This is a genomic window from Georgenia sp. SYP-B2076 (genome assembly GCF_003991205.1).
Classification (GTDB): Bacteria; Actinomycetota; Actinomycetes; order Actinomycetales; family Actinomycetaceae; genus Georgenia.
In genome coordinates this window covers 75,282-90,568 of sequence record NZ_RXOZ01000002.1, presented here as the reverse complement: position 1 = coordinate 90,568, position 15,287 = coordinate 75,282, and the positions used below count along the sequence as shown (strand labels likewise).

At 72.7% G+C, this 15,287-nt stretch carries 12 protein-coding genes and 1 tRNA gene; 2 read left to right on the top strand and 11 right to left on the bottom strand.

The annotated features are described in order from the left end of the window. Window positions 1-19: 19 nt before the first annotated feature. The 8 genes from mobF to EJK16_RS01325 form a co-directional block, all read right to left on the bottom strand. A complete protein-coding gene (gene mobF, locus EJK16_RS01360) occupies window positions 20-3,556 on the bottom strand; it encodes a MobF family relaxase (protein WP_240645704.1) in 3,537 nt (1,178 codons plus the stop codon). 610 nt (window positions 3,557-4,166) lie between these two features. Continuing rightward, on the bottom strand, window positions 4,167-5,360 hold the full coding sequence (locus EJK16_RS01355) for a tyrosine-type recombinase/integrase (protein WP_127125586.1): 1,194 nt from the start codon (window positions 5,358-5,360) through the stop codon (window positions 4,167-4,169). 6 nt (window positions 5,361-5,366) lie between these two features. Next, window positions 5,367-5,555: a helix-turn-helix domain-containing protein gene (locus tag EJK16_RS01350; protein WP_127125584.1), complete on the bottom strand. Its 189-nt coding sequence runs from the start codon at window positions 5,553-5,555 to the stop codon at window positions 5,367-5,369. A 227-nt stretch (window positions 5,556-5,782) separates the two neighbouring features. Then, window positions 5,783-5,856 (bottom strand) — tRNA-Met (locus EJK16_RS01345). Window positions 5,857-6,331: 475 nt separating this feature from the next. Then, on the bottom strand, window positions 6,332-6,982 hold the full coding sequence (locus tag EJK16_RS20490; protein WP_127125582.1) for a response regulator transcription factor: 651 nt from the start codon (window positions 6,980-6,982) through the stop codon (window positions 6,332-6,334). After that, the gene (locus EJK16_RS01335) at window positions 6,979-8,922 is read right to left on the bottom strand and encodes a histidine kinase (RefSeq protein WP_127125580.1); all 1,944 of its coding nucleotides are present in this window, start codon (window positions 8,920-8,922) and stop codon (window positions 6,979-6,981) included. Before EJK16_RS01335 ends, EJK16_RS20490 begins: the two co-directional genes overlap by 4 nt. A gap of 57 nt (window positions 8,923-8,979) precedes the next feature. Continuing rightward, window positions 8,980-9,675, bottom strand: a complete 696-nt coding sequence (locus EJK16_RS19440) for a hypothetical protein (RefSeq protein WP_164737168.1) — start codon at window positions 9,673-9,675, stop codon at window positions 8,980-8,982. 186 nt (window positions 9,676-9,861) lie between these two features. Beyond that, window positions 9,862-10,680 (bottom strand): alpha/beta fold hydrolase, encoded by an 819-nt coding sequence (locus tag EJK16_RS01325; RefSeq protein WP_127125578.1) that lies wholly within the window; start codon window positions 10,678-10,680, stop codon window positions 9,862-9,864. 121 nt (window positions 10,681-10,801) lie between these two features. Between EJK16_RS01325 and EJK16_RS01320 the strand changes: the two genes are divergently transcribed. Further along, on the top strand, window positions 10,802-11,821 hold the full coding sequence (locus tag EJK16_RS01320; protein WP_127125576.1) for a DMT family transporter: 1,020 nt from the start codon (window positions 10,802-10,804) through the stop codon (window positions 11,819-11,821). Here EJK16_RS01320 and EJK16_RS01315 read toward each other — a convergent pair. From EJK16_RS01315 to EJK16_RS01305, 3 genes are all read right to left on the bottom strand, one after another. Beyond that, window positions 11,760-12,146: an MmcQ/YjbR family DNA-binding protein gene (locus tag EJK16_RS01315; RefSeq protein ID WP_127125574.1), complete on the bottom strand. Its 387-nt coding sequence runs from the start codon at window positions 12,144-12,146 to the stop codon at window positions 11,760-11,762. The two genes, EJK16_RS01320 and EJK16_RS01315, sit on opposite strands and share 62 nt — an antisense overlap. Before the next feature lie 96 nt (window positions 12,147-12,242). After that, entirely contained in the window at window positions 12,243-12,803 is a 561-nt protein-coding gene (locus EJK16_RS01310) for a CueP family metal-binding protein (RefSeq protein ID WP_127125572.1), read from the bottom strand. A 104-nt stretch (window positions 12,804-12,907) separates the two neighbouring features. Beyond that, a complete protein-coding gene (locus EJK16_RS01305; RefSeq protein ID WP_127125570.1) occupies window positions 12,908-14,026 on the bottom strand; it encodes an XdhC family protein in 1,119 nt (372 codons plus the stop codon). Between the two features lie 221 nt (window positions 14,027-14,247). Here EJK16_RS01305 and moaA point away from each other — a divergent pair, with 221 nt between their 5' ends. After that, window positions 14,248-15,282: a GTP 3',8-cyclase MoaA gene (gene moaA, locus EJK16_RS01300; protein ID WP_205739545.1), complete on the top strand. Its 1,035-nt coding sequence runs from the start codon at window positions 14,248-14,250 to the stop codon at window positions 15,280-15,282. Window positions 15,283-15,287 lie beyond the last annotated feature (5 nt).

The window sequence follows — 15,287 nt, the reverse complement described above, 5'->3', positions numbered from 1 at the left end:
GGTCGAAACCTGGGCGGTCTCAGAGGCTGCGCCCGAGGTTGCGCGCACCACTCGGTCGAGTCCTCCGGGTTTGGGCGATGGCCGCGGCGCGGCGCAGGGCTTCGGCGGCTCGGCGCCGGTCGCGTTCCTGGGCGAGGGTCTGGGTCGAAGCGCCGAGTGGCGCGGCGGAGGTGATGGCGTACCGGTCGCGGTAGGCGGCGACGACGGTCAGCTCGGCGAGCCACTGCTCGCGGTCGCTTGCGCCGGCTGGCCGCTCACCGATGCGGTACACCCAGGGCGCCCGATCGCGGATCGCAGCCTCGGTGAGGGTGCGGGCGCGGGTCTCGATGAGCTCGCGGCGTTCGGTCAGCGCGCGGGCGGCGTCGGCGGGCAGTGGGCCGGTGGCGGCCGGGAGGAGTCCGGCGACGAGATCCGGGGTCGTCCCGCGTGGGGGCCGTCGCGTGGCTCGGGCGAGGCGGGCGGTGAGGACGGCGGCGATGTCGTCGGCGTCGAGCAGCGTGCGCTGGGCGACCAGGCGCGGCAGCAGGGTGTCGACGTCATGGCGGTTGGCCTCGGCGCGGCGCAGCCCCCCTGCGAGGACGGCGAAGGCTGCGGAGGCGATGACCTGGCTAGCGTCGGCGATCGTGAGCCCGCCCTTTCCGACGAGCGCGTCGGTCACGAGCCGCGTCCAGCGACCTTGCTGGGCGGTGGCGACGATGGTCTCGTACTCGGCCGCGAGCTGCCCGATGCTCGTCCACCGCTCCTGCTCGGCGGCGATGGTCTGGCGGGCGGAGAGCTCGAGCCCGGAGTGGTTGAGCACGCCGAACAGCACTGTGCGTGCGGAGGTCTCGGTGTCGGCCGGGGTGGTGTGCAGCGGGTCGGGCTTGTCGAGGGCGACGTAGGCGGTGTTGGCGCGTCGGCCGCGGGTCATGGACACGTACAGGTTCTCGCGGGTGGTGGACGGGGAGACGACCACGTGCGCGGTGTCGACGGTCATGCCCTGGGCGCGGTGGGCGGTGACGGCGTAGCCGAGGTCGACGTGCCGGGCGACGTAGCCGGCCGGAAGCGTCACGCTCACCCCGCTGAGATCGCCGACTCGGCGGACGTCGATCGTCTCGCCGCGTCCGACGGCGGTGACGGTCCAGCGGTCGCCGTTGCAAACCCAGGTGCCTTCGCCGGTGCGCAGCCGACGGTCGTTGCGGCGCGTGATGATCACATCGCCCACGGACGCGCGGGCCTCGTCGCGCAGCGCGACCTCGCGCCGTGTGAACGTCAGGCCGGACTGGATGCGTTCGGCACGGGCACGCTCGTTGAGCTGCCGTACCGATTCCGCGGCCTCAGTCACCAGGATGGACGACCGGCCGGCGGACAGGTCGTCCTGCCACGCCTGGTAGGCGGCGTCGATCATCGCCTCGGTGGTGCCCTCGCGGACGCGCCCGTGGGTCTCGTACGTGTCGATCGCGGCCACGTCGCCGTCGCGCAGGGCGAGGGAGGCGTCCTTCTCCCACTCGTGGACGAAGCGCCGCACCTCGACCAGCCGCGCCAGTTCGCCGACGCGGTCCTGGACGAGCATGGAGAACGCGCCGCCGGCGTCGACGGACTGGAGCTGGGCGGGGTCGCCGACGAGGACGACCTTGGCGCCGACCGCGGCTGCGCGGGTGGCGATTGTCTCCAGGGTGCGGGTGGAGGCGAGGGTGGCCTCGTCGAGGATGACGAGCTGGCCTGGGCGGAAGTCTGCCTTGCCGCGGTGGTGGTCGTGGAGCCACTTGGCGGTGTTGTCGCAGCCGATGCCGAGGTCTTCGGCGAGCACCTGCGCGGCGGCGGCCGACGGCGCCATGCCGACCACGGACCCGGGCCCGTGCCGGGCGGTCCAGGCACCCAGCAACGCGGCCATCGCGGTGGACTTGCCGGTGCCGGCCGGACCGACCAGCAGGTCCAGGCGCCGGCCCGAGGTGAGGACCTGGCCGATCGCGGCGCCCTGCTCACCGTCGATCACCACGCCGTCGCCACGGGCGCCGGGCATGGTCTCGACGATGTGCGGCGGGACGACGAGTTGCGCGTCGTGGTCCTGGGCCAGGGTGAGCAGCCGGTCCTCCGCGGCGAGCAGTTTCTCACTGGAGTAATAGATAGAGTGCCGGGGGCGCAAGATGCTGGTGCCGTCGTCGCGCCGCATCGTGGCCGGGGTGGTGGCGACCTCGCCCGGGGTGAGCTGGACCGACCGGCGGGTGGCGGCGTCGGTGACGAGGGCGACGACGCGTTCGCGGTCCGAGGCGGTCGCGAAGCGCCAGCCCATCGTGCGGCGCGTGGCCTCGGCCCACAGGTTCCAGTGTCGCCAGGTCGACCGCTTCTCCGAGACGGCGTCGACGACCTGGGCGGCGGCCTGGTCGATCAGGTGCATCGGCACCGACTCCGCGGTGAGGGCCTGCGCCGGCTGCGTGGTGGTGAGCTTGCGTGCCCATTCGGTGGGCTCGCCCCCGACGATTACACGCGCGCGTGCACGCCACTCGGTCGTCAGGTCGGCCAGCGCGCGGATGGTCTTCTCGGGCCGGGTCTCGAGGGTGGCCTCGGCGCGCAGCTGCACGATCCGCCGGTCGGAGGGTCGGTGGCCGTGCTCAATCACGTAGGCGGCGATCTTCGCGTCGGTGGCGACGTCGATCGCGCGGGCACGGCTGGAGAACTCGGCCACAAGGTCCTCACTGACGCCCTGGATCTCCCACTGCGCAGTGCGGTCCTCGCCACGTTCGCGCCGCTCCCAGGTCAGGCCGAAGGCTCCGGTGAGCCGGTCGGCGAGGGCGGCGTTGTAGTGCTCGGACAGCGCGACGATCGAGTGGTGGACGGCCCTGCTGTCCAGGGTGCGCCACTGCCCGTCGTGGGCGGTCATGACCTTGTTCGACACGACGACGTGGGTGTGGAGCTGTGGGTCGTTGGCGCGCGAGTCCCAATGGTCGTACGCCATCGCAGCGACCCCGACGACGGGCACCTGCGCGATCCCAGCATGGCCCGTACGGGTGGCGGCGACCTCCCGCTCAAAGAACTCGAGCACTTGGGCGACGGCGGCGTGGTGCGCCGCGACGAGGAGCTCCTGGGTGTTGGCGTCGGCGACGCCCCACAGCACGGAGACCGACTTGGGCACGGAGAACGTGAGGTCGAACCCGGCGGTCGCCGTCTGCGGCCCCCGCGCGGCCTGCGCGGCCTGGATACGGGTCACCTCGGCGTCGAACTCCTCGCCGGGCAGGCCCCGGTCGACGCGAGCGGCCAGCGCCGCGGTGCGCTCGGCCACCGTAGGGTACTCCCGGAAGGGCTGACCGAGGTTCGCCCCCGTGACAGGGTCGTTGCCGCGACCCAGGAGCGTCTGAAGCTGCTGGGATGTCGCCGTCATACCGGGGCGCAGCTCGCCAGCCCCGAAGTACGCGACCCCGTTGCCCATCCACACCCCCGGCGGGGTGCCGGCCTCGGTGAAGTACCGCGTGAACGCGGTCGCCTGGGCGGCGTCCCCGTCGCCCTGCACGACCGACCGGAGCAGGTACCCGTAGCCCTTGCCGGCCGAGATCACGCGCATCGAGACCGTCACACCCACCCGGTGCGCCTCGGGTGCCAGAGGTGTGAGGACCACAAACGACGACTGCCGCGGCCTGCCCGGGGATGGCTGGGCGGGTGCGACCGTTCACGGGGCGGCCTTCGCCGATAGTGCCCCCGGTCCGGTCCGGACAACACGTTGGGGTCCTCTGGCGTAGCCTGCACACCTCGTAGTCGAACGGGCCTCCTCCGGAGTTCGTCGCCGGCATGGGCAGGCTGGTCGACGAGCTGCTGAAGGAGGGCTCGGGAAGGAGGGAGCTGGGCACGGTCGCCAACACGCGGCGACCTTCCCCCGTACGCACCCTGACCTGTGCTGATGTGCGCCGTCATGGTGCGTACGGGGTGCGTACGGGGTCAGGCGCCCCGTACGTTCTCCGTAACGCACCCGCGCGAGAGTGAGTCCCATGGAACCCGCGATCGCACACGTGAGCTGGACGCCGGCAGCAAGGAGATGCACGTCGGTGACGACGGCAACCGTGGGGACGAGTGCGGTGGTGAAGAGTCATCACGACCGGGGATGCGCCGTCGCCAGGCGATGCGCTTCGGTTGGAATCGGCAACTTCGGGGAAGGGAGCGGTGGTGCGGAGTCCGCACCACCGGCGACGTCCCTTTCACTTCTGGTCGTCTCGCTCGCGCGGAGCGAGTGATTCGAGGATCTCGGCGGTCACCGGGTTCACCATCTCGTCGGGCTCGATGTAGTGCTCCTTCGTGATCTTCGACGAGGTGTGACCGAGCATCTCGGCCGCAAGATCCGCACCGCCGGCCCGGTCGATGACCGTCGCGACGGTCCGACGGAACGAATGTGGCGTCACGCCCGAGATCCCCGCGCCGTCCAGGACGGTGCGCAGACGCCGGCGAACGTTGTTGGTCGTCAACGGCGTGTGGTTGCGGGTGAAGAAGATCAGGTGCTCCGGGTCCTCCGCGACGATCGCGACGAGCCGCTGACCCAGCACCTCGGCGGTGAATCTGGGTACCGAAACCGTCCTGGTTGACTTCGCCGTTTTGGGGTGCGGCTGTCGGTGCGTGGGCTTACCTGCCGGTGACACGATGGTTCCGCAGATGCGCACGGTCGCGGGAGAACTGATCACGTCGACGTCGCACCTTCGGATCGCGAGCACCTCGCCGATGCGGGCCGACGTCCCGAGCATGATCTCGATGATCTGCTCCAGTTGGCCGTCTGGCGGTGGCCCGGGAACGCCCGGGCCGCGCCGCCAACCTCGAGTTGCGTCGCGGATCGCCTCGACCTGCGTGGCCGTCAGCGCCATCGCCTGGGACGGCGGCTTTCGGAGCCGGGTCGTGTCGCGGACCGGGTTCTTGGCGATTGCGTCGTAGCGGACGGCAAGACCGAGGGCGAGGCTCAGGACAGTCCTCGCCTGCTTGGCCATGCTGTAGCTCTTGGTCGTCGCCAGTGTCTTGATGAACTGGTCAACCTTGCGAACAGTGATCTCCCGCAGGACGTAGTGCTCGAAGGCAGGCATGACGAGCTGACGCATGTTGCGCTCGTAGAGAGCACGCGTGCTCGGCGCGAGCTTGGACTCCGCATCGAGGTCTTCCAGCCAGGTCTCGACGAGTGTGGCAAAGGAAGTGTCCCCAGTCCCCTCTCCCCTGGCGACGTGACTCGGCCTCCGTGCTAGCACTTTCTTGAGGTTGCGCTCGGCGTCCTTGTTCGAGGTACCGGTGGCCGAGACTCGGCGAATCTGGCCGTCGTCATCGCGATAGCGGGTGCGAGCTCGGACCCGGCCGCCTGCGACCTTGACGTAGGTGATGTCACCGAAGGTGCCGATCGGTGTTCGCGGCCTACCCATCGCTGGTCACCCCGCCTCCGGCGCCCGCCCAGGCTCGGCCTCGCGCTGCTGCCGTAGCCAGCCGTGGATGTCGCTGACCAAGTAGCGGAGCTGTCGGCCGATGCGAACGGCACATGGCCCTTTGCCGGCGAGGCGCCAGTCGTACAACGTCCTGACCGGCACGTCGAGGTACTCCGAGAGTTCCTCGATGCTCATCAGCGGCTCCAGGCCGCCACTCAATCCTCGTGCTGTGCCTTCCATGCCCGGTAGGTGTGCCGCGGTCGCCGCACCACTCCGTGCAGGACGTGGCGACTCCGTACCCAAGCCGGACATCCGGCCAGCAGAAGGTTCCTGGACCGGGTTTGTGGACACTAAGTGGACACCCGATCATGTCTCTAAACGCCTCCAGGCTCGGAATCCGTAGATTCCGAGCCTGGATCTCGTAGCGGGGGCAGGATTTGAACCTGCGACCTCCGGGTTATGAGCCCGGCGAGCTACCGAGCTGCTCCACCCCGCGTCGGCTCAACAAGACTACGACGCCATGGGACTGGGGCGCGCATCGGGGCGGCATGCCGTCCGTCACACCTGCGCGGCCGGGCCGGGTGCGGGAGTACACCCCGCACCACCCGCACCACCGGAACCGCCGGCACCACCCGCACCGCCGGCGACCCGTCCGCGGGAGAGTGCGTAGGGGTGAGGCGGGCCCGGTCGGTGCGGTGGGCGCGTGGATCGCGCCACAACCGCCGCCCCACGCTCGTCGCGACCTGGCCCTTTGGCGCGGGACGAGCCCCTCACGGCCGGGGTTGTGGCGCGATCGCGATCCGATCAGTGTGCGTGGGCGCCGGCACGGGCCTCAGCTGACGAGCTGTCCCTGAGGGGCGGGAACGCCGGGCGCGGGCGCCCTCACCCTCCTCGCCCGAGCGGCGTCAACCGCCAGGATCACGAGCGCGCCCCACACGAGGCCGAACCCACCCGCCGCGCGAGGGGCCCCTTCAGCTTGCGCCGGCCCCGCCGAGGCCCCCCTCACGGGCACGGACGATCGCCGCCGACCGGTTCGGCACAGCCAGCTTCGCCAGGACGTTGGCCACGTGGTTGCGAACCGTCTTCGGGCTGAGCACGAGCCGGCGGGCGATGGCGGTGTTGTCGTGCCCGCGGGCCATGAGGTCGAGGACCTCGCGCTCCCGGTCGGTCAGCTCCGGGAACGGCACCCGCACCGCGGTGCGGCCTGAGACGAGGGCCGACATGGCGCGCGCGGCCACCTGGGGCCCGAGTATCAGCTCCCCGTTGGCCACCGCCCGCACCGCCCGCTCCACCTCCTCCGGCCCGGCCGTCTTGAGCAGATACCCCCGCGCGCCCACCCGCACCGCCGCGACGACGGACTCGTCGTCCTCGTTCATCGTCACCACCAGGACCGCGAGCCGCGGGTCCCGCGCCACCAGCTCGCGTGTCAGCTCGATCCCGGAGTCGGTGCCGAGGTGCAGGTCCATGAGGACGACGTCCACGCCCGGACCGACGGCGTCGCGCGCCTGCGCAGCGTCCGCCACCTGGCCGGCCACCTCCACCCCCGCCAGCGAGGCGAGCAGGGCGACCATGCCGAGGCGGAACACCGGGTGGTCGTCGACGACCACGACGCGGATCGTCATCGCGCCCCCACCGGCAGCACAGCCTCGACCGCCGTCCCGCGCGGCACCAGATCGCGGATCTCGAGCTCGCCGCCCAGCTCCTCGGCGCGCTCGCGCATGGCGCGGGTGCCGACGCCGGCCCGGGCGTCGGCGGGGTATCCCACGCCGTCGTCGCGACAGGTGATCCGGATCGTCCCGACCTCGTCGGCGACGTCGAGGTCGCAGCCCGCCGCGCCGCTGTGCCGGGCCGCGTTGAGCACCGCCTCGCCGGCGATACCGTAGGCGGCGGTCGCCACCGCCCCGGGCAGCGTGGGCTCGAGCCGGCAGGTCAGCCGCACGTCGAAGCCGTTCTCCGCGTGGCGGGCCACCAGCTCGCGCAGCGCCGGTTCCAGGCCCAGCTCCTCGAGGACGGGCGGCAGCAGCGTGCGCGCCACCGTGCGGACGTCCTCGACACGGGTCTCGAGCTCGGCCTGCAGCGCGCCGAGCATCTCCCGGGCGGCAGCCGGGTCCGTGGCGAGGAGGTTGGCCACGCCCCGCAGCCCCAGGCGCAAGCCGGCCAGCCATGGGCCGAGCCCGTCGTGCAGCTCGCGCCGGATGACCCGCCGCTCCTGCAGGCGGGCGGTGGTCAGGCGCTCGCGCGTGCGCTCCAGCTCGCTCGCGGTCCGGGTGAGCACGAGGCCAGAGGCCACTACCGCCGCCAGCTCCGTCAGCGCCCGCAGGGTGCGGACGTCCAGCGCCTCGCCGGGGCGCGCCGTCACGGACAGCGTCCCGATCGGCTCGCTGCCCGCTACGAGGGGTACCCGCGTGGCCCCGGCCGACGGCGTCCCCCACCGGGTTACGACCTGCTCCCCGCCGGGGGCGCCGGCGAGGAGGGTCACCGACTCGAGCCGCAGCGCGGTGCCGACGCTCTCGGTCAGCGAGCCGAGCAACGCGTCCGGGTCCGCCGCCCGGCCCAGCTGGGTGCCCATCCGGCCGGCCACGCGCCAGGGGTCGTGCGCGGCGCCGTAGATCATCAGGCGCAGGCGGCGCTGGAGCCACAGGCGGGTGGGCTGCACGGCGACGACCACGGCCGCCGCAGCGAGCGCCCGCGCCACCCCCTCCCCCGGCACAAGCCGGGCCAGGACCACGCTCGCGGTGAGGTAGATCGCCGCCAGCCCGAGGGTGAGGGAGCCCGCGAGCAACGCCCGCGAGACCGCCAGCTCGATGCCCCACAGCCGCTGCCGGAGCACCACGGAGAGGATCGCGGCCGGGAACAGCGCCTGCGTCCCAAGGTGCACGGCCGGGGTCAGCCACGCGGGCACGATGGCCTCGGGCAGGAGGATCGGGACGAACGACACGGCGAGCACCGCCGTCCCGGCGACGAGCCAGTCCAGGCCCACAGCCTCGGGCTCCGGCGAGCGCCGCCGTCGGACCTCCACGCCGACCGCGGTGACCAGGCCGAACACGACGGCCGCGGTGAGCACGAGCGTGAGGACCGCGAAGGTGCCGGCGACCGAGGCGGCGAGCGCCGCGGTCACCACGACGCCGCCGAGCGCCGGCCCCCACCAGGCCCGTCCGAGCGGCCGCTCCCGCACCATCCACGGCACCACGAGGAAAAGCGCCAGGGTGCCGGGCACCCACGCCCAGCCGAACGGGTCGGCGAGCGCGCCCGGCTCGAGCCCACGCGCCGTCGCGAACGCCCGCCACCCGCCGGCGAGGGCGGAGACCGCGCCACCGATGCTGGTGAGGGCGAGCAGGTACCCGACGGGATGGCGCCGGCGCGCGAGCACAAGGGCCGTGACCGCCCCGTACACCAGCCCGACGGTGACGTCGACGAGGAGGAACACGTCCTCGGGGGCGACCTGCGGACGCGACGCGACGAACAGCACGAGGCCGCCGAGGGCGAGGAGCCACGCGGCGGCACCCAGGACGTACGCCGGGACCCCGGACGCGGGGCGCCCGGGGTCCGACGGCTCAGTCATAAGGCAGGAGATCGGTCATGAGGGGACTGTAGAAACGATCAGGCCGCGTGGTCGGCGTTATCGCGCGGCACGTTCGCCGCGGAGCATCGTCAGGGCGGTGACGAGCAGCCACACCGGGCCGATGAAGCCGGCCATGTACTGCAGCGGCGACACCCCGAAGAGCACCATCAGGCCGCCGAGCACCAGGCTCGTCACGCCGAGGGCCCTCCCCGCGGCGCCGTGCCGGATTGCCGCGATCCCCAGCGCCAGGGCGCTGACCCCGGCGGTCAGCCAGAGCCAGGAGATGGTGGCGATCCAGTGCGAGTAGAACGACACGTCGCTCGCGACCATCAGCTCCGGCTCGCCGAGGCCGAAGACGAACTCGGTGTCCAGGCCCGAGCCGAGCACCAGCACCGCAGAGAGGACGCCCAGGCCCAGTGCGGCCACCGCGGGGAGCAGGGAGTGGGCCGGGGCCTGGCCGGCGAGACGGCGGTGCAGCCCCGCCGCGAACGGGATGAGCAGGAGCGCGCACACGACAGTGGCGACGTGCAGCCCGATGAGCTGCGGGACGAAGCCGGACAGGTGGTCGGTGACCGACTCGACCGTGGGTGGGTCGGCCCTGTCGTAGACGGGGCTGACACTCATGGACAGGAAGATGCCCGTCCCGCCGGCGAGGGCTGCGGCGACGCCGGACGCGGCCCAGCCGCGGCCGGCACGCGCCCCGCGGGGCTCGGTGGTGGTGGAGGCGGAAGTCAGGACCGGTGATGCGGACACTGTGGGCTCCTCTTGCCCGCGGCGCGCCGGCCGCCGTGGCCGGTCCCGTTCGGGCTCAGGAGTGATCCTGTGGCGCCCGGCATCCCGGGCGGCAGGGCCGGATGTCCCGACCTCCCGGGCAGTTCTGGGGTGTGGACGGCCGAGGGTGGCCCCCGTCACGCCGGGGCAGCCACCGATGCCCGCAGCTCACTCCCCCGCGCGATCCTGGTCCAGGACCTGGGAGGGCTGCGCCGTCTGCCGCATGGCTCCAGCGTCCGCCGCCGGGGTCGTCGCGCTCGACGCCGCGTCCGCGATGACGGCCGCGAGGTCGGCCGGCCGGCTGAACATGGGCCAGTGGCCCGTGGGCAGGTCCACGAACGTCAGGACGTCGGGGTTGGTGGCCACGAGCTCGCCGGTCCACGCCTGCCCCTCGTCCATCACCGCGCGCAGCCGGGCCGCGGGCACCGAGGAGCAGATGACCGTGACCGGGACGTCCAGGCGCCGCTCGTCGGTCAGGTGGACCGCCGAGCGGGCCACGCCCGCCGGCTCCGGCACAGCTCGTTCGCGGAACCGGGCGAGGCCGGCCTCGTCGATGCCCTCGAGGCTGTTGCCGTCCGCCTCCATCTGCTCCCAGCTCGGCAGCGGCAGGTCGACCTGGTCGGCGGGCAGGTCGAAGATGGCGTCGCCGTCGGCCGACGGCCACGCGTCGACATAGACCACCCCGGCGATCCGGCCCGGGTCGGCGTCGACGATGCCCTGCACGACGAGCGCGGCGCCGCTGTGCCCCACCAGCACCACCTGGCCCGTGAGGTCGGCGACCACGTCGCGCACGGTTGCGACGTGGTCGGCCAGCGTCAGCCCGGCGCGGTCCTCCGATGACGAGGCGAGGCCCGGCAGGGTGACGGGGTGCGGCTCGAGGCCGGACCGCTCGAGGTGCGGGACGACGTCGTCCCACGCCCAGCCGCCGAGCCAGAAGCCGGGCACGAGGACGACATGGACGGGCCCCGCCGTGTCTTCGGTTGTCATGGGCGACAGCCTGCCGGAGCGCAGCGGCCTTGTCTCCCGGACCGGTGGGTACCATGGTGCGGGCCGGCCGGTGCTTCCTGCGGCGGTCCGGCCACGCGTCGGGAAGCAGTTGGAGTAGACGGTGAAGGCGGCCCTTGCCCTCGTCCTGGCGACCTTGATGTGGGCGGGCAACTACATCGTCGGTCATGCGGCCGTCCAGACCATGAGCCCGCTGTCGCTGACGTGGCTGCGCTGGCTCCTCGCGGCCGTGCCGCTGCTGGTGCTGGCTCAGGTGCTGGAGAAGCCGGACTGGCGGCGGGTCGCCAGGGCGTGGCCGCGTCTCCTCCTGCTCGCCGCCCTCGGGCTGGCCGGGTACAACCTGCTGCTCTACGCGGCGCTGCAGCACACCTCGGCGCTGTCCGCCTCGCTGATCAACGCGGCCAACCCGGCCGTGATGGTCCTGCTCGCCGCGTTCATCCTCCGCGAGCGCATGGGCTGGCGGGGCGTCGCCGGGCTGGCCCTGGGCCTGGCCGGCGTGCTGCTCATCCTGACCAAGGGGGACCTGGCGTCCGTCCTGACCCTCGGTCACAACGCGGGCGACCTGCTCATGGTCGGCGCGATCGTCGTGTGGAGCCTGTACACGATCTTCGGGAAGGGCCTCACGTCCGTCCCACCCATCACGTCGACGGCGGCGCAGGCCACGATCATCGCGGTGCTGCTGGCCCCGGTGTCCCTCACCCTCGGCGTCGACTGGCCGGCGGACCGGGTGACGCTGAGCGCCCTGCTGTTCATCGCCCTCTTCCCGTCGGTGGGCGCCTACGCCCTGTGGAACGCGGCGCTGAAGACCATCCCGTCGGGGCGCGCGGGCCTGTTCCTCAACCTCATCACGGTCTTCACCGTGGTCATCTCGCTGGTGATGGGTGCGTCCCTGACCGCGGCGCAGGCGGCGGGCGGGCTCCTGGTGTTCGCCGGCGTCGGGCTCAGCGCGATGCGGCCGAGGCGGCCGGCTCTCGATATGCCGGCGGCCGGCGCGCCGGCGGCCGCGGACGCCGCGGACCGAGAGGACCCCGAGGGCCCCGCGAACCGCGCACACCCCACGGTCACCGGTCGAGGTACCCGTCCGACAGCCGGGGCGGCGCGCACGCCAGCCAGCCGTCCGTGATCGCCTCCTGCAGCGCCGTCGCGGAGACCTCCTGCAGCTCGATGAGCACGGCCGGGTACCCGTCGAAGTGCGGGATGGTGAAGAAGCCCGGCCGCCGCGCCGCGAGCACCGCCTCCTTCTCGCCGAGGTCCTCGACGCGGACGGCCAGGATGGGCCCCTCGGGCGGGGTCTGGTCCCCGAACCGGCGGAGATCGGCCTTGGTGAACGGACGCTCCCAGGCGAACGCCTTGCCCGCGACGGACCACGCCCGGTGCCCGCGGGACTCCCCCTCGGTCACCTCGGGCAGCTGCTCGGCCAACCGGGACACGTCCTCGTAGGTCGCCACGCGGGCCAACCTACGGGCCGACGGCGCGCGGCGGGTCCGCTACGACAGCCGCGCCGTCACAGGACCTGCCGCGCCGTCACACGACCGGCAGGCTCGTCACACGACCTGCAGTGTCGTCACGCAGGTGGCGCCGTCGGCGTCGGTGGAGAACCGGGCCTCTCCGGTCCGACCGTCGTGCGTGACGGTGATCGTGCCGTCGATGCCCCGCGGCAGCCAGAACCCGGTGAAGCCGTTCTCGAACGTGGTCCGCGCCTCGTCCAGCAGGACCTCGCCGGTGGCGTCGTCGACGATCCGCACCTGGACGTCCTCGCCGCCGAGCTCGCCGTGGCACGTGGTGAGGCTGTGGTAGAAGCACTCGTGCGTCTGGTCGGCGTACGGCGCGACGGACAGGTAGAACCGGTCCGCGGGCAGCTCCAGGCTCAGCTCCCGCGTGCCGTCGGAGAGCAGCAGCTCGTCGGTCCGCACGGACGCGGTGAGGTCGGTGGGGCGCTCGTCGTCGCCCAGGCGGTCCAGCCGGTCGATAACCTGGGTCGTGTCCAGGCCGTCGAGGTCGTGCTGGACGAGCATCGGGTCCGCCTCGGGCGCCCCCGGTCCCGACGAGCAGCCCGCCAGCACCAGTGCGAGCCCTGCGGCGGTGGCTGCCAGCCTTCTTGCCATCGTGGTCCCCCTTCACTACCGGCCGAGAGCGGCCGTATCTTTGGCCAGCATGCCAGGGGGCGAGGGACACCGGTGGGCCCAACGGCCCAGGGCGACCCGCCGGCTCAGCCGGCGGTTACGGGCGCCGTGGCCTCGCGGTGGATCGGGGTGTCGACGGCGGACAGGCGCCGACCGGACCCGCCCCACCGCTGCGCGACGATCTCGGCGGCGATGGACACCGCCGTCTCCTCAGGGGTGTGCGCGCCGAGGTCGAGCCCGATCGGCGAGCTCAGGCGCGCGAGCTGCTCCTCGGTGATGCCGTGCTCGCGGAGCTCGGCGTTGCGCTGGGCGTGGGTGCGCCGGCTCCCCATCACCCCGATGTAGGCGGCCGGTCCCGACAACGCCTCGACGAGGAGCGGGATGTCGAACTTGGGGTCGTGGGTGAGCACGCAGAGCACGGTGCGCCGGTCGACCTCCACCGACCGCAGGTAGTCGTGCGGCCACTGCACGATGAGCTCGTCGACCTCGGGGAACCGGGCGCGCGTGGCGAAGACCGGCCGCGCGTCGCACACCGTCACGTGGTAGCCGAGGAAGGAGCCCATCCGCGCCACCGCGGCGGCGAAGTCGATGGCACCGAAGACGATCATGCGCGGGGCGGGTGCGAAGGACTCGACGAAGACCGACACCTCGTCCATGCGCCGCTCGCCGTGGCTGCCCAGGTGCACCATCTGGTTGCGGCCGTGCTCGAGCAGGCCGCGCGCGGCGTCGACGACCGCCTCGTCGAGCCGCGCGTCGCCGGTGCCGCCGCGGGCCTCGTCGTCGACGAGGAGCACGTGCCTGCCCACCAGCCCCTCGTCCGCCGCGGCGGCCACGGTGGCCAGGGCGGTGGGGCGGTGGGCGTCGACGGCGGCCAGCAGGTCGGCCAGGTGCTCCGGCGCGGCGGGGTCGATGCGCTGGACCAGCAGCTCGATGGTCCCTCCGCACGTCAGGCCCACCTGGAAGGCGTCGTCGTCGCTGACCCCGTAGCGGACCCGCTGCGGGCGGCCGCTCTCGAGCACCTCCTGGCACGCCTCGTACACGGCGCCCTCGACGCACCCGCCCGAGACGCTGCCCACCGCCTCGCCCATGGCGTTGACCGCCATCGACGCGCCCGGCCCGCGCGGGGAGGACTTCCACGTGCGCACGACTGTGGCGACGGCGAAGGGTTCGGTCCAGTCGTGGATGCGGTCGAGGATGTCACGCACGATGTCGTCTCCGGGGTCAGGTGGCGATGGGTCTAGGCGGTGATGCAGACACGTCCAGGGTCACCACGGCTGCGTGAGACCCCTCGTGGGGAGGATGTCGGCCGGACGGGGCTGCGTCCGGCTACGATGGCGAGATTCTTCGATGTAGTTGATCACATGTCAACCGTGGCGCGCGGATGTGCGCGCGTGCCGGTCTGCCCCCGCGGGGCGGAGGAGGACAGATGTCAGACGACGTCCCTGCCGACCGGCTCGGCCGGCCCCTGCGTGACCTGCGGATCTCGGTCACCGACCGGTGCAACTTCCGGTGCGTCTACTGCATGCCGAAGGAGGTCTTCGGGCGCGACTACCCCTTCCTGCCCAAGGCGGAGATCCTCACCTTCGAGGAGATCGTGCGGGTGGCCCGCGTCGCGGTCGCGCACGGTGTCGAGAAGGTGCGCCTGACCGGGGGTGAGCCCCTGCTGCGCCGCGGCATCGAGGACCTCGTCGCCGCCCTCGCGCAGCTCCGCACGGCGGAGGGCCGGCCGGTCGACATCGCCCTCACCACCAACGGGTCCGCACTCGCCGTGATGGCACGCAGCCTGAAGGACGCCGGCCTGTCACGGGTGAGCGTCTCCCTCGACTCGCTCGACCCGGACCGGTTCGCCGCCATGAACGACGTGGACTTCCCGCTCGCGAGGGTGCTGCGCGGGATCGAGGCGGCCCAGGACGCCGGCCTGGCCCCGGTCAAGGTCAACATGGTCGTCAAACGCGGCACGAACGACGCCGACATCCTCCCCATGGCGCGGCACTTCAAGGGCACTGGCGTGATCGTCCGGTTCATCGAGTTCATGGACGTCGGCGCGACGAACGGCTGGAGCATGGACGAGGTACTGCCCTCCGCCGAGGTCGTGGCGCGGATCGACGCGGAGCTCCCGGTCGAGGCCGCCGCCGCCAGCCACCGCGGCGAGACGGCCACCCGGTGGCGCTACCGGGACGGTGCAGGCGAGATCGGCGTCATCTCCTCGGTCACCGCGGCCTTCTGCGGCACCTGCACCCGCGCCCGGCTGTCCACCGACGGCAAGCTCTTCACGTGCCTGTTCGCCTCCGAGGGGCACGACCTGCGGGCACTGCTGCGCGACCCCGCCAAGGACGACGGCGACCTCGCCGCCGCGCTCGGCGGCATCTGGGCCGCGCGCGGCGACCGGTACTCGGAGCTGCGCTCCTCGCTCGGTAGGCGCCGCGCCGGGCGGATCGAGATGTCCTACATCGGCGGCTGAGGCGC